This window comes from Pseudomonas sp. ATCC PTA-122608, assembly GCF_001952855.1.
Taxonomy (GTDB): Bacteria; Pseudomonadota; Gammaproteobacteria; order Pseudomonadales; family Pseudomonadaceae; genus Aquipseudomonas.
This window is the reverse complement of sequence record NZ_LPNO01000016.1, coordinates 95,416-118,369: the sequence shown is the minus strand read 5'-3', so window position 1 is coordinate 118,369 and position 22,954 is coordinate 95,416. Positions and strand designations below refer to the sequence as shown.

Here is a 22,954-nt window from a genome sequence, read left to right as displayed (position 1 = left end):
CAATCCCTCAGCAATGAAGCCCGCAGCCACCAACACAGGCTAACGGTGGGTAATGGGTGCGAGTATGCGGTGCAATCGTCCCACAGAGCCAGTGACGAGCTACTAATGTACATCGGCCGCCCGGTTGGGCGGCCGATGAACGCAGGCTTAGGCGGTGTGATCGATCTTGATGGTCGGGTCGGCACCGCTGATCAGCGAGTTGATGCTGGTGTGAGACCAGTCGTTGCCTTCCAGCTTAATGGTCACATCCGCGTTCGCCAGACCGCCGGCTTTATTCAGATTGCCTTCGGTACTGACTTGCAGCGTCGAGACACCCTCCACCGTGGTGATCTTGAGGTAGTTGTCGATGGTGCTGTCGCTCTCACCTTTCAACAGATCCCGCAGGTCAATCCGGTCGCCGTCCGCAGCCTTGAAGTCCTTGATCACGTCGTTGCCCAGGTCGCCAGACTTCCACACGAACAAATCAGCGCCGGAACCACCAATCAGGATGTCGTTGCCCTGGCCGCCAACCAACGTGTCGTTGCCCGTGCCGCCCAGCAGGATGTCATTGCCCTTGCCACCGTCGAGGTAGTCGCTGCCGCCCTGGCCGAACAGGATGTCGTCGCCGTTGCCGCCCAGCAGCGTGTCGTTCCCGTCCTTGGCGCCGGATACATCAAAGTCGGCGTAGTGTTCGGTCACGTACTGATGCACGTTCGACGTGGTGACGGCCGTGACGGCCATCCCGGTTTTCTGTGCGACGAAGGCCTGCAGCGCGTTGTAGCCCTCGCCGGTAACCCCACCGAAGCTCACCAGGTCACCGAAGATGATGTCATTGCCGTCGCCACCGTTGATGGTGTCAGAGCCCGGCAAGGTCGCCTCGGTGTGACCCAGGATAGCGTTGGCCAAGTCCTTCGGATCGATGTTGCTCTGTGGCTTGCCGTCCGAGTCGTACGGTTTGAGGTCGTTGAGGCTGACCCCGCTGTTGATACCAATGGCTTCCACGCTGGACAAGCCGCTGAGCAATGCAAACCCGCTGCCGGAATTGCTGGTCGTCGCAGAGCTGGTGCTGCTACCGCTGCCGTCCAGGTACGAGACTTCATAGGTGCCGTCGCCTTGCGCATGCACGGTGCCGATGACGCCGCTGTCGTACCAGCTGCCGTTCCAGTTCTGCATCCACTTGTGAACCTGACCGGCGCTGTCGATCAGTTGCAGCTTGCTGCTGCCGACGGTGATCGAGAACGCGTTGCCCAACTGATAGTTGTTGGTGTTGATGTAGTCATCCAGACGGCCATCGGTGGTGTAGTAGTTGTAGAAGTCGGCGACCACCGGATTGGTCTGTTCGCCGTTCTGGAAGTATGTCGGCTGGCCATCAGTGATGAAGTAAGTCAGGTTGGTCGCGCCGGTGTTGCCGGTCGCCAGGCTGCTCTGGAAGAAGTTGGCGGTGGCCTTGAACACGTCTTCATAGTTGGTGCCGCCACCTGAGACCATCGAATCCAGCACGCCCTTGAGTATCGCCAGCGCGTTTGGATCGTTCAGGTTAATCGCCACCGATTTATTGACCTGGGTATCGAAGTCCGCCACGAAGATATTCACGGTGCCCGATGTGTTGGCGCCGAGGCTGTTTTTCAGTGAGCTGAACACCGAGGTCAGCGACGCCTTGGCCGCGTTGACCGAGTCGGTGCTCATGCTGCCGGAGCTGTCGACCATGAACGCGATGTTGTAGTTCTTGCCTTGCACCACGTTCAGGCCACCGATGTCCGCGACCACGATGTCATTGCCATCGGTGCCGGTGATGTTGTCGCTGCCCGACGTTGCGGTGATCGAATTGTAGTTCGCCGGGTAAATCGTCACCGGCAACTGCGCGGTAGTAACGGCCGAGCCGCCCAGGCTTTCAGTCGAGGTCGAGGTCACCGTCAGGTTGAACTGGCCGCTGTAGTAGGTCGGTGGCTTGATGGTCAGGGTGCTCAAGTCCCAGCCCGTTACGTTCACTTCACCGGTGCTCGCGCCGGCGCTATAGGTATGCCCGGCACCATCGGTGAGTACCGAGCCTGCCGGGATCCCGCTGATCTTCACGCTCAGGCTTTCCGAGCCGTCAGTATCGGTCAGGCTGGTGGTGACCTTGGACAGGTGCACCGAGCCATTCTCCAGGCCTTCGTTGAGCTTGTAGCCGGTGTAGTAACCGTCGCCGTTGCTGCCATGCAGGTCGGACACGGTCACGCCGGCATTGATCAGGTCGCTGACGCCGGTATAGAGCGGTATGCCGCTGGCGTTCAGGGGCTGGACCGCACTGTTGCCGATTTGCACGTTGACGTTATAGCTGCCAGGTCCGGACTGGTTGGCGTGGTAGATCTCGATGCTGTAATAGCCGCTGACGGTCGGGGTGATCGAACCGCTGAACTTGCCGCTGTTGGTGCCCCACAGCGCGCTCGCTACGTCTTTGCCGCCAACGTTGACCACCAGGCTGTCATCGCCGGTGCCGCTGAAGGTGTAGCTCTTCCCGGCTTCCATGTAGATCAGGCCGGAAGTCTTGGAGCCAGAGCCCCCCGCAACGTTCGCTTCAGACACGACCGTGGTCACGGTGGTGCTGGTGTTCGGAGTGCCGGCGTTATCAATCGCGTTTTTCAGGTCTGCTGGTGCAGCGCCGTTGCCGTTGGTGCCCAGGTTCGCAATGCTGTTCCAGCTTTGCTTGGTCAGGCCCACGGAATTCACGGCGTTATCTGCCACCGTCAGGTTCGGCGCATCCGCTACTGGGGTGATATCGACTTTCACCGTCGCGGCAGTGCCCAGATCCTTGCCATCGGTTGGCTGGAACTTGAACTGCGCATAGTCGGCCTGTTTATTGCCGATGCCGGTGCCGCCGTAACCATTGGTCCCGGACTCGTTGGCATTGGGCATAAAGCGCAATTGGCCGCCGTCGATCTGGGCCTTGGTAAAGGTCTGGCCGCTGGTCACGTTGGACCAGGTCACCCCGTCCGCTGCCAGGAACTGCAATTTACCGGCAACCGGCAACTCGGTGATTTTCACCCCGAGGCTCGCTTGTGGCGAGTCGACGTCAGTCACGCCGAAGTTCGACCAGGCCAGGGCCAGCGGCGTGTCCTCGGTACCCGTGACGGCGCTGCCGGTAGCGACCGGCGCGTCGTTGACGGCCACCACGTTGACGGTGGCAGTGGCAACGTTGGAGTAGTTACCGCCATCGGTCACCGTCACGGTAATGATCCGCGGTGTGGTGCTCGGGTCATGGCTGCTGTTGGAGAACGTGATGTTCTGGATCCGCGTCATGTAATCGGCCAGCGTCGCGCTGCCCGACAGCGTCAGGGTAATGGTGCCCGTCTGGTTGTTGGAGTTGATCGTGATGCCGTTGACGCTATTGCCCAGGTTCAGCACGTCGCCCGCTTGCGCGTTGGTCAGGGTGACGGTGGCGCCGGTCAGCATCGTGCTGTCCGGGTCGGTGATCTTGATGTCGGTGTCAGCAATCGACACACCTGGCCCGGTGGTGCCTTCGGTGAACGTCACCTTGTAATCCGCACCGGTGGCGCCGCTGGAATTGTTGGCGTCCAGGTCGATGACCGGCGGGGCGTCGTTGTCGATGATATTGGTGCTGATGCTGCCATTGGTGCCGCTGATCGCCAGCTTCTCGAAGTTGCCACCGGAAGTCTTGTCGATGGTAATCACCAGCGTTTCGGTAGGCTCGGTCAGCTTGTCGTCAAGGGTGTTCACGTTGAAGGTTGCACTGCTGGCGCCAGCCGGGATCTTCACGGTGTAGACGCCGTTGAAGTCCGAACCGTCGGTGGCCGTGCCGCTGTATTTCAGCGTGACGGTCACGTCAGTGGCCGCCGGGTTGCTCAGCGTGAGGGTGTAGTGGGCTGCCTGGCCCTCATTTACCGACGCATCACCGGTGATGCTGATGGTGGTGGTGTCGATCGAGTCGGTAATGGTGGTGACAGCCGGATGGCTGTTATCCGGAACCAGTTTCTCGAAGTTACCGCCAGTGGCCGTGCTGATGGTGGTGCTGACGGTTGAGCCGTTGTTGTAGACGTCGTTGGGTGGCGTCTGGAAGACCACAGTGCCGGTGGTTTTGCCGGAATCGACAGTGATCACCTGGCCGTTGGACAGGGTCACGGTCACCGGGGCGTGAGCGACGTTGCTCAAGGTCGCGGTGTAGGTGATCTGGCCGCCTTCAGTGATCGCGGTGTTGGCTGTCGACAGCGTCACAGTGGTGGTGTCGATCGAGTCCGAAATGACGGTGGTCGGTGGATTGGTGTTATCCGGGACCAGTTTCTCGAAGTTGCCGCCAGTGGCTGTGGTGATAGTCGTGCTGACGGTGGAGCCGTTGTTGTAGACGTCGTTAGCCGGAGTCTGGAAGACCACGGTGCCGGTGGTTTTACCGGAATCGATAGTGATCACCTGGCCGTTGGACAAGGTCACGCTTACCGGGGCGTGAGCGACGTTGCTCAAGGTTGCGGTGTAAGTGATCTGGCCGCCTTCGGTGATCGCTGTATCGGTGGTGCTCAACTTAACGGTCGTGGTGTCGATCGAGTCGGTGATTGTGGTGACAGCTGGGTGGCTGTTATCCGGAACCAGTTTCTCGAAGTTACCGCCAGTGGCTGTGCTGATGGTGGTGCTGACCGTCGAACCGTTGTTGTAGACGTCGTTAGCCGGAGTTTGGAAGACCACAGTGCCGGTGGTTTTACCGGAATCGATAGTGATCACCTGGCCGTTGGACAAGGTCACGGTTACCGGGGCGTGAGCGACGTTGCTCAAGGTCGCGGTGTACGTGATCTGGCCACCTTCAGTGATCGCGGTGTTGGCTGTCGACAGGGTAACGGTGGTGGTGTCGATCGAATCCGAGATGACAGTGGTCGGCGGATTGGTGTTGTCCGGGACCAGTTTCTCGAAGTTGCCGCCAGTGGCTGTGGTGATAGTCGTGCTGACGGTGGAGCCGTTGTTGTAGACGTCGTTAGCCGGAGTCTGGAAGACCACGGTGCCGGTGGTTTTACCGGAATCAATGGTGATCACCTGACCGTTGGACAGGGTCACGGTTACCGGGGCGTGAGCGACGTTGCTCAGGGTCGCGGTGTAAGTGATCTGGCCGCCTTCAGTGATCGCGGTGTTGGCTGTCGACAGCGTCACGGTGGTGGTGTCGATCGAGTCCGAAATGACGGTGGTCGGTGGATTGGTGTTGTCCGGGACCAGTTTCTCGAAGTTGCCGCCAGTGGCTGTAGTGATAGTCGTGCTGACGGTGGAGCCGTTGTTGTAGACGTCGTTAGCCGGAGTTTGGAAGACCACGGTGCCGGTGGTTTTACCGGAATCAATGGTGATCACCTGACCGTTGGACAGGGTCACGGTTACCGGGGCGTGAGCGACGTTGCTCAAGGTCGCGGTGTAGGTGATCTGGCCGCCTTCGGTGATGGCGGTGTCAGTAGTGCTCAACTTAACGGTAGTGGTGTCGATCGAATCGGTGATGGTAGTAACAGCTGGGTGGCTGTTATCTGGAACCAACTTCTCGAAATTGCCGCCAGTAGCGGTGCTGATGGTCGTGCTAACCGTCGAACCGTTGTTGTAAACGTCATTGGCGGGTGTCTGGAAGACGACCGTGCCAGTGGTTTTACCAGCGTCGATGGTGATGACTTGGCCGTTGGACAGTGTCACGGTTACCGGCGCATGAGCTTCGTTGCTCAAGGTCGCGGTGTAGGTGATCTGACCGCCTTCGGTAATCGCGGTGTCGGTGGTCGACAGCGTCACCGTCGTGGTGTCGATCGAATCCGAAATGACGGTGGTCGGCGGATTAGTGTTATCCGGTACCAGCTTCTCGAAATTACCGCCAGTAGCGGTGGTGATCGTGGTGCTAACGGTCGAGCCGTTGTTGTAAACGTCGTTCACCTGGGTCTGGAAAACCACAGTACCTGTGGTTTTGCCTGCATCAATGGTGATGACCTGGCCGTTAGACAGGGTCACGGTCACTGGCGCATGCGCTTCATTAGAAAGCGTCGCGGTGTAAGTGATCTGACCGCCTTCGGTAATGGCGGTGTCAGTAGTGCTCAACTTAACGGTCGTGGTGTCGATCGAGTCGGTAATGGTGGTGACGGCTGGATGGCCGTTATCCGGGACCAATTTTTCGAAGTTGCCACCAGTAGCGGTGCTGATGGTGGTGCTGACCGTCGAACCGTTGTTGTAGACGTCATTGGCGGGTGTTTGGAAGACCACCGTACCAGTGGTTTTACCGGCGTCGATGGTGATCACTTGGCCGTTGGACAGGGTCACGGTTACCGGGGCGTGAGCTTCGTTGCTCAAAGTCGCGGTGTAGGTGATCTGGCCACCTTCAGTGATTGCGGTGTCAGTGGTCGACAGCGTTACCGTGGTGGTATCGATCGAGTCCGAAATGACGGTAGTCGGCGGATTGGTGTTATCCGGGACCAACTTCTCAAAGTTACCGCCAGTAGCCGTCGTAATCGTTGTGCTAACGGTGGAACCGTTGTTGTAGACGTCATTGACCGGGGTCTGGAAAACCACGGTACCCGTGGTTTTGCCAGCATCAATGGTGATCACCTGGCCGTTGGACAGAGTCACGGTCACCGGGGCGTGAGCTTCGTTGCTCAAGGTCGCGGTATAAGTGATCTGGCCGCCTTCAGTGATCGCCGTGTCGTTAGTCGACAAGGTCACGGTGGTGGTATCGATCGAGTCCGAAATGACGGTGGTCGGCGGATTGGTGTTATCCGGGACCAACTTCTCAAAGTTACCGCCAGTAGCCGTCGTAATCGTGGTGCTAACGGTGGAACCGTTGTTGTAGACGTCATTGACCGGGGTCTGGAAAACCACGGTACCCGTGGTTTTGCCAGCATCAATGGTGATGACCTGGCCGTTGGACAGAGTCACGGTCACCGGGGCGTGAGCTTCGTTGCTCAAGGTCGCGGTATAAGTGATCTGGCCGCCTTCAGTGATCGCCGTGTCGTTAGTCGACAAGGTCACGGTGGTGGTGTCGATCGAATCCGAAATGATGGTGGTTGGCGGATTAGTGTTATCCGGGACCAGCTTCTCGAAATTACCGCCAGTAGCGGTGGTGATCGTGGTGCTGACGGTCGAGCCGTTGTTGTAAACGTCGTTGACTGGTGTTTGGAAAACTACTGTCCCGGTAGTTTTACCGGCATCAATGGTGATCACCTGGCCGTTGGACAGAGTCACAGTCACCGGCGCGTGAGCCTCGTTGCTCAAGGTCGCGGTGTAGGTGATCTGACCGCCTTCGGTAATGGCGGTATCGGTGGTCGACAGCGTCACCGTCGTGGTGTCGATCGAATCCGAAATGACGGTAGTCGGTGGATTGGTGTTATCCGGGACCAACTTCTCAAAGTTACCGCCAGTAGCATTGGTGATGGTCGTGCTAACGGTGGAACCGTTGTTGTAGACGTCGTTCACCGGAGTCTGGAAAACCACAGTGCCGGTGGTTTTGCCGGCATCAATGGTGATTACCTGGCCGTTGGACAGGGTCACAGTCACCGGGGCGTGAGCTTCGTTGCTCAAGGTCGCGGTGTAGGTGATCTGGCTGCCTTCGGTGATCGCAGTGTCGTTAGTCGACAAGGTCACGGTGGTGGTGTCGATCGAGTCGGTAATCGTGGTGGTTGGCGGATTAGTGTTATCCGGGACCAGCTTCTCGAAATTGCCACCAGTCGCGGCTGTAATCGTGGTGCTAATGGTCGAGCCGTTGTTGTAGACGTCATTGACCGGTGTTTGGAAAACTACTGTCCCGGTAGTTTTGCCGGCATCAATAGTGATGACCTGACCGTTGGACAGAGTCACGGTCACCGGCGCATGCGCTTCATTCGAAAGCGTCGCGGTGTAGGTGATCTGTCCGCCTTCGGTGATTGCGGTATCGGTGGTCGACAGCGTCACGGTGGTGGTATCGATCGAATCCGAAATGACGGTGGTCGGCGGATTGGTGTTGTCCGGAACCAGCTTCTCGAAGTTGCCGCCAGTGGCGGTGGTGATCGTGGTGCTAACGGTGGAACCGTTGTTGTAGACATCATTAACCGGGGTCTGGAAAACCACAGTCCCCGTGGTTTTGCCCGCATCAATGGTGATGACCTGGCCGTTGGACAGAGTCACAGTCACCGGCGCGTGAGCCTCGTTGCTCAAGGTCGCGGTGTAGGTGATCTGACCGCCTTCGGTAATGGCGGTATCGGTGGTCGACAGCGTCACCGTCGTGGTATCGATCGAATCCGAAATGACGGTAGTCGGTGGATTGGTGTTATCCGGGACCAACTTCTCGAAATTACCGCCAGTAGCGGTAGTGATGGTCGTGCTGACGGTCGAGCCGTTGTTGTAGACGTCGTTGACCGGAGTCTGGAAAACCACAGTGCCAGTGGTTTTACCGGCATCGATGGTGATCACCTGGCCGTTAGACAGAGTCACGGTCACCGGCGCATGCGCTTCATTAGAAAGCGTGGCGGTGTACGTGATCTGACCACCTTCAGTGATCGCAGTGTCGTTAGTCGACAAGGTCACGGTGGTGGTATCGATCGAATCCGAAATGATTGTGGTCGGCGGATTGGTGTTGTCCGGGACCAGCTTCTCGAAATTACCGCCAGTAGCGGTGCTGATCGTGGTGCTAACGGTCGAGCCGTTGTTGTAGACGTCGTTGACCGGAGTCTGGAAAACCACAGTGCCAATGGTTTTACCGGCATCGATGGTGATCACCTGGCCGTTAGACAGAGTCACGGTCACTGGCGCATGAGCTTCATTCGAAAGCGTCGCGGTGTACGTGATCTGACCACCTTCAGTGATCGCGGTGTCATTAGTCGACAAGGTCACGGTGGTGGTATCGATCGAATCCGAAATGATTGTGGTCGGCGGATTGGTGTTGTCCGGGACCAGCTTCTCGAAATTACCGCCAGTAGCGGTGCTGATCGTGGTGCTAACGGTCGAGCCGTTGTTGTAAACGTCGTTCACCGGGGTCTGGAAAACCACAGTACCGGTGGTTTTACCGGCATCAATGGTTATCACCTGGCCGTTGGACAGAGTCACAGTCACCGGCGCATGCGCTTCATTCGAAAGCGTCGCGGTGTAAGTGATCTGGCCACCTTCAGTGATCGCCGTGTCATTGGTCGACAGCGTCACCGTCGTAGTGTCGATCGAATCCGAAATGACGGTAGTCGGCGGATTGGTGTTGTCCGGCACCAGCTTCTCGAAGTTACCGCCGGTAGCCGCTGTAATCGTGGTGCTAACGGTTGAGCCGTTGTTGTAAACGTCGTTGACTGGCGTTTGGAAAACCACGGTGCCCGTAGTTTTACCCGCGTCGATGGTGATCACCTGACCGTTAGACAGAGTCACAGTCACCGGCGCATGCGCTTCATTCGAAAGCGTGGCGGTGTAAGTGATCTGGCCGCCTTCAGTGATTGCGGTGTCAGTGGTCGACAGCGTCACGGTGGTGGTATCGATCGAATCCGAAATGATTGTGGTCGGCGGATTGGTGTTGTCCGGGACCAGCTTCTCGAAATTACCGCCAGTAGCGGTGCTGATCGTGGTGCTAACGGTGGAGCCGTTGTTGTAGACGTCATTGACCGGAGTCTGGAAAACCACAGTACCGGTGGTTTTGCCCGCGTCGATAGTGATCACCTGGCCGTTGGACAGAGTCACAGTCACCGGCGCATGCGCTTCGTTGCTCAAGGTCGCGGTATAGGTGATCTGACCGCCTTCAGTGATCGCAGTGTCGTTAGTCGACAGCGTTACGGTCGTGGTGTCGATCGAGTCGGTAATCGTGGTGGTCGGCGGATTGGTGTTATCCGGGACCAACTTCTCAAAGTTACCGCCAGTAGCCGCTGTAATCGTGGTGCTAACGGTGGAACCGTTGTTGTAAACGTCATTGACCGGCGTTTGGAAAACCACGGTGCCCGTGGTTTTGCCCGCATCAATGGTGATCACCTGGCCGTTAGACAGGGTCACGGTCACCGGCGCGTGAGCTTCGTTGCTCAAGGTCGCGGTGTAGGTGATCTGACCGCCTTCAGTGATCGCGGTATCGGTGGTCGACAGCGTTACCGTGGTGGTGTCGATCGAGTCGGTAATCGTGGTGGTCGGCGGATTGGTGTTATCCGGGACCAACTTCTCAAAGTTGCCGCCAGTAGCGGTGGTAATGGTTGTGCTAACGGTCGAACCGTTGTTGTAGACGTCATTGACCGGAGTCTGGAAAACCACGGTGCCCGTGGTTTTGCCCGCGTCGATGGTGATGACCTGGCCGTTCGACAGGGTCACGGTGACCGGCGCATGCGCTTCATTCGAAAGCGTGGCGGTGTAGGTGATCTGGCCGCCTTCAGTGATTGCGGTGTCAGTGGTCGACAGCGTTACGGTGGTGGTGTCGATCGAATCCGAAATGACGGTGGTCGGCGGATTAGTGTTATCCGGGACCAACTTCTCGAAGTTGCCGCCAGTGGCTGTGGTGATCGTGGTACTAACGGTCGAACCGTTGTTGTAAACGTCGTTAACCGGTGTTTGGAAAACCACGGTACCCGTGGTTTTACCAGCATCAATGGTAATAACTTGGCCGTTAGACAGGGTCACGGTCACCGGCGCTTGAGCTTCGTTGCTCAAGGTTGCGGTGTAGGTGATCTGACCGCCTTCGGTAATGGCGGTGTCAGTGGTCGACAGCGTCACGGTGGTGGTATCGATCGAATCCGAAATGATGGTCGTCGGCGGATTTGTGTTATCCGGGACCAACTTCTCGAAGTTGCCGCCAGTGGCAGTGGTGATCGTGGTGCTAACGGTCGAACCGTTGTTGTAAACGTCATTGACTGGCGTTTGGAATACCACAGTGCCGGTGGTTTTACCGGCATCGATGGTGATCACCTGGCCGTTGGACAGGGTCACGGTCACCGGTGCATGCGCTTCATTAGAAAGCGTTGCGGTGTAAGTGATCTGGCCACCTTCAGTGATCGCAGTGTCGTTAGTCGACAAGGTCACGGTGGTGGTGTCGATCGAGTCGGTAATCGTGGTGGTCGGCGGATTTGTATTGTCCGGAACCAGCTTCTCGAAGTTACCGCCAGTAGCGGTGGTGATGGTTGTGCTAACGGTCGAGCCGTTGTTGTAAACATCGTTGACCGGTGTCTGGAAGACCACGGTGCCCGTGGTTTTACCCGCGTCGATAGTGATCACCTGTCCGTTGGACAGAGTCACCGTCACTGGAGCATGAGCTTCGTCGCTCAAAGTTGCGGTGTAAGTGATCTGACCGCCTTCGGTAATCGCAGTGTCGTTAGTCGACAACGTCACCGTCGTAGTGTCGATCGAATCCGAAATGACGGTAGTCGGCGGATTGGTGTTGTCCGGGACCAACTTCTCGAAGTTGCCACCAGTGGCCGTCGTAATGGTGGTGCTAACGGTGGAACCGTTGTTGTAGACGTCGTTGACTGGCGTTTGGAAAACCACGGTGCCCGTGGTTTTGCCCGCGTCGATGGTGATGACCTGGCCGTTGGACAGGGTCACGGTGACCGGAGCATGCGCTTCATTCGAAAGCGTGGCGGTGTAGGTGATCTGGCCGCCTTCAGTGATTGCGGTGTCAGTGGTCGATAGCGTCACGGTGGTGGTGTCGATCGAATCCGAAATGACTGTGGTCGGCGGATTGGTGTTATCCGGGACCAACTTCTCAAAGTTACCGCCAGTAGCCGTCGTAATGGTGGTGCTAACGGTGGAACCGTTGTTGTAGACGTCATTGACTGGAGTTTGGAAAACCACGGTACCCGTGGTTTTGCCCGCGTCGATGGTAATGACCTGGCCGTTGGACAGAGTCACGGTTACCGGCGCATGCGCTTCATTCGAAAGCGTGGCGGTGTAGGTGATCTGTCCGCCTTCGGTAATGGCGGTATCGGTGGTCGACAGCGTCACGGTGGTGGTGTCGATCGAATCCGAAATGACGGTAGTCGGCGGATTGGTGTTATCCGGGACCAACTTCTCAAAGTTGCCACCGGTAGCGGTGGTGATCGTGGTGCTAACGGTGGAGCCGTTGTTGTAAACGTCGTTGACCGGCGTTTGGAAAACCACGGTACCGGTGGTTTTACCGGCATCAATGGTGATCACCTGACCGTTGGACAAGGTCACGGTCACCGGCGCATGCGCTTCATTAGAAAGCGTTGCGGTGTACGTGATCTGACCACCTTCAGTGATCGCGGTGTCGTTAGTCGACAAGGTCACGGTGGTGGTATCGATCGAGTCCGAAATGACGGAGGTCGGCGGATTGGTGTTGTCCGGGACCAGCTTCTCGAAGTTGCCGCCAGTGGCGGTGGTGATGGTTGTGCTAACGGTCGAGCCGTTGTTGTAAACGTCGTTGACTGGTGTTTGGAAAACTACTGTCCCGGTAGTTTTACCGGCATCAATGGTGATCACCTGGCCGTTGGACAGAGTCACAGTCACCGGCGCGTGAGCCTCGTTGCTCAAGGTCGCGGTGTAGGTGATCTGACCGCCTTCGGTAATGGCGGTATCGGTGGTCGACAGCGTCACCGTCGTGGTGTCGATCGAATCCGAGATAACAGTGGTCGGCGGATTTGTATTGTCCGGAACCAGTTTCTCGAAGTTGCCACCAGTGGCCGTCGTAATGGTGGTGCTAACAGTGGAACCGTTGTTGTAGACGTCGTTGACTGGAGTTTGGAAAACCACGGTGCCCGTGGTTTTGCCCGCGTCGATGGTAATGACCTGGCCGTTGGATAGAGTCACGGTCACCGGCGCATGCGCTTCATTCGAAAGCGTTGCGGTGTACGTGATCTGACCACCTTCAGTGATCGCGGTGTCATTAGTCGACAAGGTCACGGTGGTGGTGTCGATCGAATCCGAAATGACGGTAGTCGGCGGATTGGTGTTGTCCGGAACCAGTTTCTCGAAGTTGCCGCCAGTGGCGGTGGTGATCGTGGTGCTAACGGTGGAACCGTTGTTGTAGACATCATTAACCGGGGTCTGGAAAACCACAGTCCCCGTGGTTTTGCCCGCATCAATGATGATGACCTGGCCGTTGGACAGAGTCACGGTCACTGGAGCATGAGCTTCGTTGCTCAAGGTCGCGGTGTAGGTTATCTGGCCGCCTTCGGTAATGGCAGTATCGGTGGTCGACAGCGTCACGGTGGTGGTGTCGATCGAGTCCGAGATAACAGTGGTCGGAGGATTAGTGTTATCCGGTACCAACTTCTCGAAATTACCGCCAGTAGCGGTGGTGATGGTCGTGCTGACGGTCGAGCCGTTGTTGTAGACGTCGTTGACTGGAGTCTGGAAAACCACGGTGCCCGTGGTTTTACCCGCATCAATGGTGATCACCTGGCCGTTGGACAGAGTCACGGTCACCGGCGCCTGCGCTTCATTCGAAAGCGTGGCGGTGTAGGTGATCTGGCCGCCTTCAGTGATTGCGGTGTCAGTGGTCGACAGCGTTACGGTGGTGGTATCGATCGAATCCGAAATGATTGTGGTCGGCGGATTGGTGTTGTCCGGGACCAGCTTCTCGAAATTACCGCCAGTAGCGGTGCTGATCGTGGTGCTAACGGTGGAACCGTTGTTGTAGACATCATTAACCGGGGTCTGGAAAACCACAGTCCCCGTGGTTTTGCCCGCATCAATGGTGATGACCTGGCCGTTGGACAGAGTCACGGTCACTGGAGCATGAGCTTCGTTGCTCAAGGTCGCGGTGTAGGTGATCTGGCCGCCTTCGGTAATGGCAGTATCGGTGGTCGACAGCGTCACCGTGGTGGTGTCGATCGAATCCGAAATGACGGTGGTCGGCGGATTAGTGTTATCCGGAACCAGCTTCTCGAAGTTGCCGCCAGTGGCGGTGGTGATCGTGGTACTAACGGTCGAACCGTTGTTGTAGACGTCGTTGACCGGAGTCTGGAAAACCACAGTGCCGGTGGTTTTACCCGCATCAATGGTGATCACCTGGCCGTTGGACAGAGTCACGGTCACCGGCGCCTGCGCTTCATTCGAAAGCGTGGCGGTGTAGGTGATCTGGCCGCCTTCAGTGATTGCGGTGTCAGTGGTCGACAGCGTTACGGTGGTGGTGTCGATCGAATCCGAAATGACGGTGGTCGGCGGATTAGTGTTATCCGGGACCAGCTTCTCGAAGTTGCCGCCAGTGGCGGTGGTGATCGTGGTGCTAACGGTCGAACCGTTGTTGTAGACGTCATTGACCGGAGTTTGGAAAACCACGGTACCCGTGGTTTTACCGGCATCAATGGTGATCACCTGGCCGTTGGACAGAGTCACGGTCACTGGCGCATGAGCTTCGTTGCTCAAGGTCGCGGTGTAGGTGATCTGACCGCCTTCAGTGATTGCGGTGTCGGTGGTCGACAGCGTCACCGTCGTGGTATCGATCGAATCCGAAATAATAGTGGTTGGCGGATTTGTATTGTCCGGAACCAACTTCTCAAAGTTGCCGCCAGTAGCCGCTGTAATCGTGGTGCTGACGGTGGAGCCGTTGTTGTAGACGTCATTGACTGGAGTTTGGAAAACCACGGTACCCGTGGTTTTACCGGCATCAATGGTGATCACCTGGCCGTTGGACAGAGTCACGGTCACTGGCGCATGAGCTTCGTTGCTCAATGTCGCGGTGTAGGTGATCTGACCGCCTTCAGTGATCGCAGTGTCGTTAGTCGACAACGTCACCGTCGTGGTATCAACCGAGTCGGTGATCGTTGTCACCGCTGGCGTAGTGCTCGGCACCAGGTTCTCAAAATTACCGCCAGTAGCCGCGGTAATGGTGGTGCTAACCGTCGAACCATTGTTGTAAACATCATTGGCTGGCGTATCGACGACAACCGTCCCGGTGGACTTCCCGGCTTCAATGGTAATCACCGAGCCATTGCTCAAAGTGACGGTCACCGGTGTCTGCGCTGGGTTAGTCAGGGTAGCGGTGTAAGTAATCTGACCGCCTTCGGTCACGCTTTCGCCCGCCGTCAGGGAGACGGTGGTGTTGTCGATCGAATCGGTAATGGTGGTAACCGCTGGCGTAGTCGCCGGCACCAGGTTCTCGAAGTTACCGCCGGTAGTCCCGGTAATCGTGGTGCTGATGGTCGAGCCGTTGTTGTAAACATCATTGGCTGGCGTATCGACGACAACCGTCCCCGTGGACTTTCCGGCTTCAATGGTGATCACCGAGCCATTGCTCAAGGTGACAGTCACTGGCGTCTGCGCGGGGTTGGTCAGGGTAGCGGTGTAAGTGATCTGACCGCCTTCGGTCACGGTATTACCGGCCGTCAGCGTGACCGTAGTGGTATCGATCGAATCGGTAATGGTGGTAACGGCTGGCGTAGTTGCCGGCACCAGGTTCTCGAAGTTACCGCCGGTAGTCCCGGTAATCGTGGTGCTGATGGTCGAGCCGTTGTTGTAAACATCATTGGCTGGCGTATCAACGACAACGGTCCCGGTGGACTTCCCGGCTTCAATGGTAATCACCGAGCCATTGCTCAAGGTGACAGTCACTGGCGTCTGCGCGGGGTTGGTCAGGGTAGCGGTATAAGTAATCTGACCGCCTTCGGTCACGGTATTACCGGCCGTCAGCGTGACCGTAGTGGTATCGATCGAATCGGTAATGGTGGTAACCGCTGGCGTAGTCGCCGGCACCAGGTTCTCGAAGTTACCGCCGGTAGCCCCGGTAATCGTGGTGCTGATGGTCGAGCCGTTGTTGTAAACATCATTGGCTGGCGTATCGACGACAACCGTCCCCGTGGACTTTCCGGCTTCAATGGTGATCACCGAGCCATTGCTCAAGGTGACAGTCACTGGCGTCTGCGCTGGGTTGGTCAGGGTAGCGGTGTAAGTAATCTGACCGCCTTCGGTCACGGTATTACCGGCTGTCAGCGTGACAGTGGTGGTGTCGACGGTGTCGGTGATTTGGGTCACCGCCGGCGTGGGGTCGGTGGTCAGCACCAGGTTGTTGCCACCGGTGGTGCCGGTGACGGTGACGCTGATCTGGCTTGCATCGATGTACGGGGTGTCGTTGGGGGCCAGGGGCACATTCACGGTGCCCGTCAATTGGCCGGCCGGGATGGTGATCACCGCGCCATTGGACAGGGTGATGTTCAGGTCGCTGGTGGGCGCCTGCGTCACAGTGGCTGTGTAGGTCAGCACGCCGCCAGCTTCGGTGATGGTCGGGGTCGCGCCCAGGGTCAGGGTGGAGGCTTGCAGCACCAGGCCGCCCGCGTCGCTCGCCTGTCCGCCAGTATTCTGGGTCAGGGCCGAGGTGGTCACACCCAGGCCGGCTGTTGGGAAACCAATGGTCGGCGCGACGCTGGCCGCCGTTGCATCCAGCACCACGAAACTATGGCCGCCACCCGCTGCGCCCGTGCCGGCCGCGGTCGGCCCTGCTGCGGTAGCTTCCAGGTCGGTGGTCGGGTCGGCGCCGGCAGCGATGGCTTGCTGCAGCTCGGCAACCGACGGCGCGGCCTGGGCAGTGGCTTGGGCCAGGTCGAGGCTGGAGTCCGGCGTGTCGGCGCTCCACTGGGTTTCACGGCCCAGGTCCAGTGTGCGGCCGTCGGCCAGTTCCAGGCTAACGGCGCCCGAGAGGCCGGTGTCTACCTGATCCCCTGCGAACAGTCGGTCGCCTTCGACAAGTACACGTCTGACTCCTTCTGGAGAAATGACGAAAACTTGGCCAACAATGCTTTTGACGATGGCAACAACACTGCTCATTGAAGATTTCTCCGGCGATCCGTTCGGGTAACTTCCATAGACCTGAGCACTGGTTAGCGTCAGTTTGGAGGTGCTTGGACTTTTGACAGGTGATTCGTCAATAATTTGGCTATAATTTTTCGGAATTAACTTTATGCCAAACTATTGACCTTATGGCCGCCATCCTAAACAATCGCCCCACTAATGTCACATTGATATTTATGCGGCGAACCGTCCTACATGTGTGAACCAGTTCCGCTTTTGAACTTTCCGACGTACGGTCATTACGGTTGCCATTTTCCGACACAGCGACTCGATCTGCTGTGATTTGAGACAAGAAGTCCTGGGGAATTTTTGAAATGCGTTTGCACCTGTTTAAGGCACTGCCGTTCGTCCTCGCCGCGAGTTTTGTACACGCCCAAACATTGCCACAGGCCATGCAGCAAGCGCTCGATGTGCATCCTGAAGTTCAGGCCGGCGTAAATAGCCGTATCGCCGCCGACTACCAATTGCGAGCCGCCCAAGGTGGCTACCTGCCGAAGGTGGATTTGGCCGGCGGCTACGGTCGCGAAGGTGTGGACAACTCCACCACTCGTGCCACCAATGGCCGCGGCAACAACCAATGGGACACGCTCAATCGCGGCGAATCGAGCCTGCGCCTGCAGCAAATGATTTTTGACGGTTTTGCCACTTCCAGCGAAGTAGGGCGTCAACAAGCCACCGTTAACTCCCGTGCTTATTCGTTGCTTGGCACCTCCGAGCGCACCGGCCTGACCGTTGCCCAGGTCTACCTGGACGTGCTGACCCGTCGTGAATTCGTACGGCTGGCTGAAGAGAACCTGCGCAACCACGAGCGCATCTACGACCAGATCAAGTTGCGCACCCAGCGCGGCGTCGGTAACGGTGCTGACCTGGACCAGGCTGAAGCCCGTCTGGCTCAAGCCCGTAACAACCTGATCACCGAGCAGACCAACCTGGCCGACTCCCAGACTAACTATCTGAGTGCCGTGGGCCAGATGCCTGACCAGTTGGAGCGCCCGGCACCGTTCATGGCAATGCTGCCAGCCGATCTGAACGAAGCGCGTCGCCAGATGCTCGACAACAGCCCGATCCTGCGCTCGGCTGAATCCGACATCGTTGCAACCGAACAGCAGTACCAAGCCGCCAAATCGACGTTTTACCCGCGTTTTGATGCTGAACTCGGCACCAATGCCGACAACAACGTCAGCGGTGACCCGTCCCACAGCAATGGCTGGGAAGCCATGTTGCGCATGCGCTTCAACCTTTACTCCGGTGGCAGCAACAAAGCTGACCTGGAATCCAAATCGGCCCTGTCCAACCAGGCCCTGGATATCCGCAATAACGCTTTGCGCCAGTTGAACGAAGAACTGGGCCTGGCCTGGAATGCCCTGAACAACGCCAACGCCCAGGTGCCGATCGCCCAGCAATACGTCGATCACAGCACCCGAGTACGCACTTCTTACCAGCAGCAATTCAGCTTGGGCCAACGTACCCTGCTCGATTTGCTCGACAGCGAGAACGAACTGTTCACCGCTTCCCGCCGTTTGGAAGAGATCAAAAATATTCAGTTATTTACTCAATACCGAATCAAGGCGACCATGGGCGAATTGCTCAAAAGCCAGGGTGTGGTCGCGCCAATGGCCTCCGTCGTGCAAAACGACGTGAAGCCTAAAGTCCAACTGCCCGGGATGAATTGAGTCACCCCTCCAAGCCCCATCTGTTAGTCGAGAGTGCCCCGCGTGGAATCAGAAGTCAGTCGAGTTCATCTCAGTCATGATCCACGCACGCTGCACGACGACCCGTTACTTGACGGGTTGCTTGCGCTTTGCGCACTGCATCAGAAACCTGCCAGCGCGGCGATGCTCACCACTGGCCTGCCGTTGCCTGCGCAACGCCTGAGCGCCGAACTGCTGCCTCGCGCCGCCGCACGTGCGGGGCTTCAGGGGCGTTTGTTGCAACGCAAGCTGGAACAGATTCCGACCATTGCCCTGCCGGCCTTGCTGTTGCTCAAGGACGGTCGCAGCACGGTGCTGGTCGGTTGGCATGGCGAGGACGAAGCCCGCATTCTGCTCAGCGAAAGCGACGGCGGTGAAGTCATCATCAAGCGCGACGTGCTGGCCGATGATTACACCGGCAAAGTGTTCTTCGCCCAACCCCAGCACAAGTTCGACGTCAACCACGGCACGCTGATTCCCCGTGCACGCTCCTGGTTCCGCGACACCTTGAAGCGCTCGCGCTGGCTTTACACCGACGCCATCGCGGCCAGCTTCCTGATCAACATCATCGCCATGGCTGCACCGCTGTTTGTGATGAACGTCTATGACCGCGTGGTGCCGAACCAGGCCACGGCCACCTTGTGGGTGCTGGCTATCGGTATTGCTGGCGCCTACCTGTTCGACCTGATCCTCAAAAGCCTGCGCAGTTTGTGCCTGGACCTGGCCGGGAAAAAAACCGACCTGATCATCTCGGCGACGCTGTTCGAGCGCATTGTCGGGATGTCCATGAAATACCGCCCGGCGCGGGTGGGCAGCTTTGCCCAAAACATCCACGAGTTTCAGAGCCTGCGGGATTTCCTCGCGTCACTGACCCTCACCAGCCTGATCGACCTGCCGTTCACCCTGCTGATTTTCCTGGTGATCGCTATCCTCGGCGGGCACCTGGTGTGGATTCCCGTGCTGGCATTCCCGCTGGCCCTGGGCATCGGTTATGCCTTGCAAAAGCCACTGGTGGCGACCATGGAGCGAACCATGGCCCTGGCCGCCGAGCGCCAGTCGAGCCTGATCGAAACCCTCGCCGGGCTGGATGCGGTCAAGGTCAATAACGCCGAAAGCGAACGCCAATACCAATGGGAACAGACGATTGGCACCCTCAGCCGCCTGGAGCTGCGGGTGAAGTTGCTGTCGGGCCTGTCGATGAACATGACACTGCTGATTCAGCAATTGGCGGGCGTCGTGATGATTTGCTTCGGTGTTTATCAGATCATCGACGGCAACCTGAGCATGGGCGGCCTGATTGCCTGCTACATGCTCAGTGGCCGTGCCTTGAGCCCGCTGGCTTCGCTGTCCGGCCTGCTGACCCGTTACCAGCAAGCCAAAGTCACCATGAAATCGGTAGACCAGATGATGGAGTTGCCCCAAGAGCGCAACTTCGAAGAGCGTCCGATGAGCCGACGCACGCTGCAAGGTGCGATTGAATGCCGGGGCCTGAGCTTCACCTACCCGGACCAGCAAAACGCCGCACTGAAAAACCTCAACCTGGTGATCAAACCCGGGGAAAAAATCGGCATTATCGGCCGCAGTGGTTCGGGTAAAAGCTCACTCGCCAAATTAATTGTCGGCCTCTATCAACCCGACTCCGGCGCCTTGCTGGTGGACGGCGTGGACGTTCGCCAGATCGACGTCAGCGAGCTGCGCCATAACATCGGCTACGTGCCCCAGGACATCCAACTGCTGGCCGGCACCCTGCGCGATAACCTGGTATCGGGTGCGCGCTATGTCGAAGACGAAATGGTCCTGCAAGCTGCGGAATTGGCCGGCGTCCACGAGTTTGCCCGCCTGCACCCCCAAGGCTACGAACTGCAAGTAGGCGAGCGCGGGCAGAACCTGTCCGGCGGCCAGCGGCAGAACGTCGCGCTGGCCCGTGCCTTACTGCTCAACCCGCCTATCTTGCTGCTCGACGAACCGACCAGCGCCATGGACAACACCGGTGAAGAACGCTTGAAACAACGCTTGCTAGCTGTGGTGCAAAACAAGACGGTGGTGCTGGTCACGCACCGCGCCTCGCTGCTGTCCCTGGTGGACCGCCTGTTGGTGGTCGATCGGGGTCAGATCCTCGCGGATGGCCCGAAAGCCGTGGTCATGGAAGCGTTGAAGAAGGGGCAGATCAGTGTCGCTTAAGTCCGTCAAAAACTCGATTAGCCGCTACTTCAAAGGCTCCGACTCCCTGCAAGACCAGCCGCTGCCCGAGGTCAACAAAGCACTGATCGAAGATGCGCCGCGGGTCATCCGCTTGACCATCTGGGCGATCATCGCGTTTTTCCTGTTCCTGGTGTGCTGGGCGTATTTTTCCAGCATCGACGAAGTGACGCGCGGTGACGGCAAGGCGATTCCGTCCTCCAAGTTGCAGAAGATCCAAAACCTTGAAGGCGGCATCGTCGCAGAGCTGTACGTCAAGGAAGGCCAGATCGTCGAAGCCGGGGCACCGTTGATTCGTCTGGACGACACGCGCTTTGTGTCCAACGCCGGCGAAACCGAAGCCCTGCGGCTGTCGATGTTGCTGCGGGTCGAACGCTTGAGCGCGCAGGTGGATGACCGCCCGCTGAATATTCCGGACGACGTGCTCAAGGCCGCGCCAAGCCAGGCCGCCAGTGAGCGCTCGCTGTACGACAGTCGCCGTCAGCAGCTCAAGGACGAAGTCGGCGGGTTGCAGGAGCAACTGGTGCAGCGTCAACAGGAACTGCGCGAGTTCTCCTCCAAGCAAGGCCAATACCGCAGCCAGCTGTCGTTGCAGCGCCAGGAAATCAACATGTCCGAGCCGTTGGTAGCCCAAGGCGCGGTCTCGCCGGTTGAAGTGCTGCGGCTCAAGCGTGCGGAAATGGAAACCCGTGGGCAACTTGATGCAACCACCCTGGCGATTCCCCGTGCCGAATCGGCGATCAAGGAAGTGCAGCGCAAGATCGATGAAACCCGCGGCAAATTCCGCAGTGAAGCCCTGACTCAACTCAACGAAGCCCGCACAGAACTGAACAAGGCCGCGTCTACCGGCAAGGCTCTGGAAGATCGGGTAAGCCGCACCTTGGTGACCTCGCCGGTACGTGGCATCGTCAAGCAACTGCTGGTGAACACCGTAGGCGGCGTGATCCAGCCAGGCAGTGACATGGTGGAAATCGTGCCGCTGAATGACACCCTGCTGGTGGAAGCAAAGATACGTCCGCAAGACATCGCCTTCCTGCACCCGGGACAAGAGGCGGTGGTCAAGTTCACCGCCTATGACTACACCATCTACGGCGGCCTCAAGGCCAAGCTCGAGCGCATCGGTGCCGACACCATCACCGACGAAGACAAGAAAACCACCTACTACATGATCACCCTGCGCACCGACCGCAGCCACTTGGGCACCGATGAGAAGCCGCTGATCATCATCCCCGGCATGGTGGCTTCGGTGGACATCATCACCGGCCAGAAAAGCATCCTCAGCTACCTGCTCAAGCCGATCCTTAGGGCGCGGGCAGAGGCGTTGCACGAGCGCTGATCCCGACTGCACGCCCGGCCGTCCCCTGTGGGAGCCGGGCTTGCCCGCGATGAGGCCCTCCAAAACACCCAAGCGCCATGGCCTGTACAAAAGCCATATCGATATTCGTTAACGGTATTTAAAATGCCGTTCTTATGACTATAAAGTCACTCTCCTGACCGTCCGGGAGTGAACTCATGTCTGCCACCTCTACTGTTCCAACAGCGAACGACACTGCACAAACCTTTGAGATCCGTCCATTTCCCGGCAGCGTCGGCGCCGAGATCATTGGCCTGGACCTGACCCGCCCGGTCAGCGACCAGGACTTCGCCCGCATCCATCGCGCGCACCTGGATCATCACGTCGTGGTCTTCCGCGACCAACGCATCACCCCCGAACAACAGATCGCCTTCAGCCGCCGCTTCGGTGTGCTGCAAATCCACGTGCTCAAACAATTCCTGCTGGCCAACCACCCGGAAATCCTGATCGTCTCCAACATCCTCGAAAACGGCCAATCCATCGGCCTGGGAGACGCCGGCAAGTTCTGGCACTCGGATCTCTCCTACAAAGAGCTGCCGAGCCTCGGCTCGATGCTCCATGCCCAGGAGCTGCCGTCCGAAGGCGGCGACACCTTGTTCGCCGACATGCACAAAGCCTGGGACCAACTGCCCGAGCGCCTGCGCAAGGCTGTCGAAGGTCGCAGCGCCGCGCACTCCTACACGGCGCGCTACAGCGAAACCAAATTCGAAGGCAACTGGCGCCCGACCCTCACCCCTGAGCAGCTCGCTCAGGTGGCGGAAGTGGTGCACCCGATCGTACGCACCCACCCGGAAAACGGCCGCAAGGCGTTGTTCGTCAGCGAGGGCTTCACCACCCGTATCGTCGGCCTGCCGGACGATGAAAGCCGTGACCTGCTGGCTCAGCTCTACGCCCACAGTGTGCTGCCCGAAAACATCTACCGCCATCAGTGGCAGCCCCACGACCTGGTGTTCTGGGACAACCGCTCGCTGATCCATCTGGCGGCCGGCAGCCCAAGCCACCTGCGGCGCAAGCTGTTCCGCACCACCATCCAGGGCGACGCGCCTTTCTGATCCGGAGCATGACC

The 22,954-nt window shown here is 58.3% G+C and carries 5 protein-coding genes; 4 read left to right on the top strand and 1 reads right to left on the bottom strand.

Annotated features, from left to right (window positions below; translation table 11 throughout):
- Window positions 1-147: 147 nt before the first annotated feature.
- Entirely contained in the window at window positions 148-16,620 is a 16,473-nt protein-coding gene (locus tag AU074_RS16435) for a LapA family giant adhesin (RefSeq protein ID WP_076015600.1), read from the bottom strand.
- 338 nt (window positions 16,621-16,958) lie between these two features.
- On the opposite strand from AU074_RS16435, the gene AU074_RS16430 reads away from it, so the two are divergent.
- The 4 genes from AU074_RS16430 (at window position 16,959) to AU074_RS16415 (ending at window position 22,940) form a co-directional block, all read left to right on the top strand.
- Window positions 16,959-18,317, top strand: coding sequence for a TolC family outer membrane protein (locus tag AU074_RS16430; protein ID WP_076015599.1), 1,359 nt, complete (start codon window positions 16,959-16,961; stop codon window positions 18,315-18,317).
- A gap of 42 nt (window positions 18,318-18,359) precedes the next feature.
- On the top strand, window positions 18,360-20,516 hold the full coding sequence (locus AU074_RS16425) for a type I secretion system permease/ATPase (RefSeq protein WP_076015612.1): 2,157 nt from the start codon (window positions 18,360-18,362) through the stop codon (window positions 20,514-20,516).
- A complete protein-coding gene (locus AU074_RS16420) occupies window positions 20,506-21,870 on the top strand; it encodes an HlyD family type I secretion periplasmic adaptor subunit (RefSeq protein ID WP_076015598.1) in 1,365 nt (454 codons plus the stop codon). Before AU074_RS16425 ends, AU074_RS16420 begins: the two co-directional genes overlap by 11 nt.
- A 176-nt stretch (window positions 21,871-22,046) precedes the next feature.
- Window positions 22,047-22,940, top strand: a complete 894-nt coding sequence (locus AU074_RS16415; RefSeq protein WP_076015597.1) for a TauD/TfdA family dioxygenase — start codon at window positions 22,047-22,049, stop codon at window positions 22,938-22,940.
- The last annotated feature ends 14 nt before the right edge of the window (window positions 22,941-22,954 follow it).

Coding starts and splice junctions, on each gene's coding strand:
- AU074_RS16435 (WP_076015600.1), bottom strand. CDS start 16,620: ATGAGCAGTGTTGTTGCCATCGTCAAAAGCATTGTTGGCCAAGTTTTC.
- AU074_RS16430 (WP_076015599.1), top strand. CDS start 16,959: ATGCGTTTGCACCTGTTTAAGGCACTGCCGTTCGTCCTCGCCGCGAGT.
- AU074_RS16415 (WP_076015597.1), top strand. CDS start 22,047: ATGTCTGCCACCTCTACTGTTCCAACAGCGAACGACACTGCACAAACC.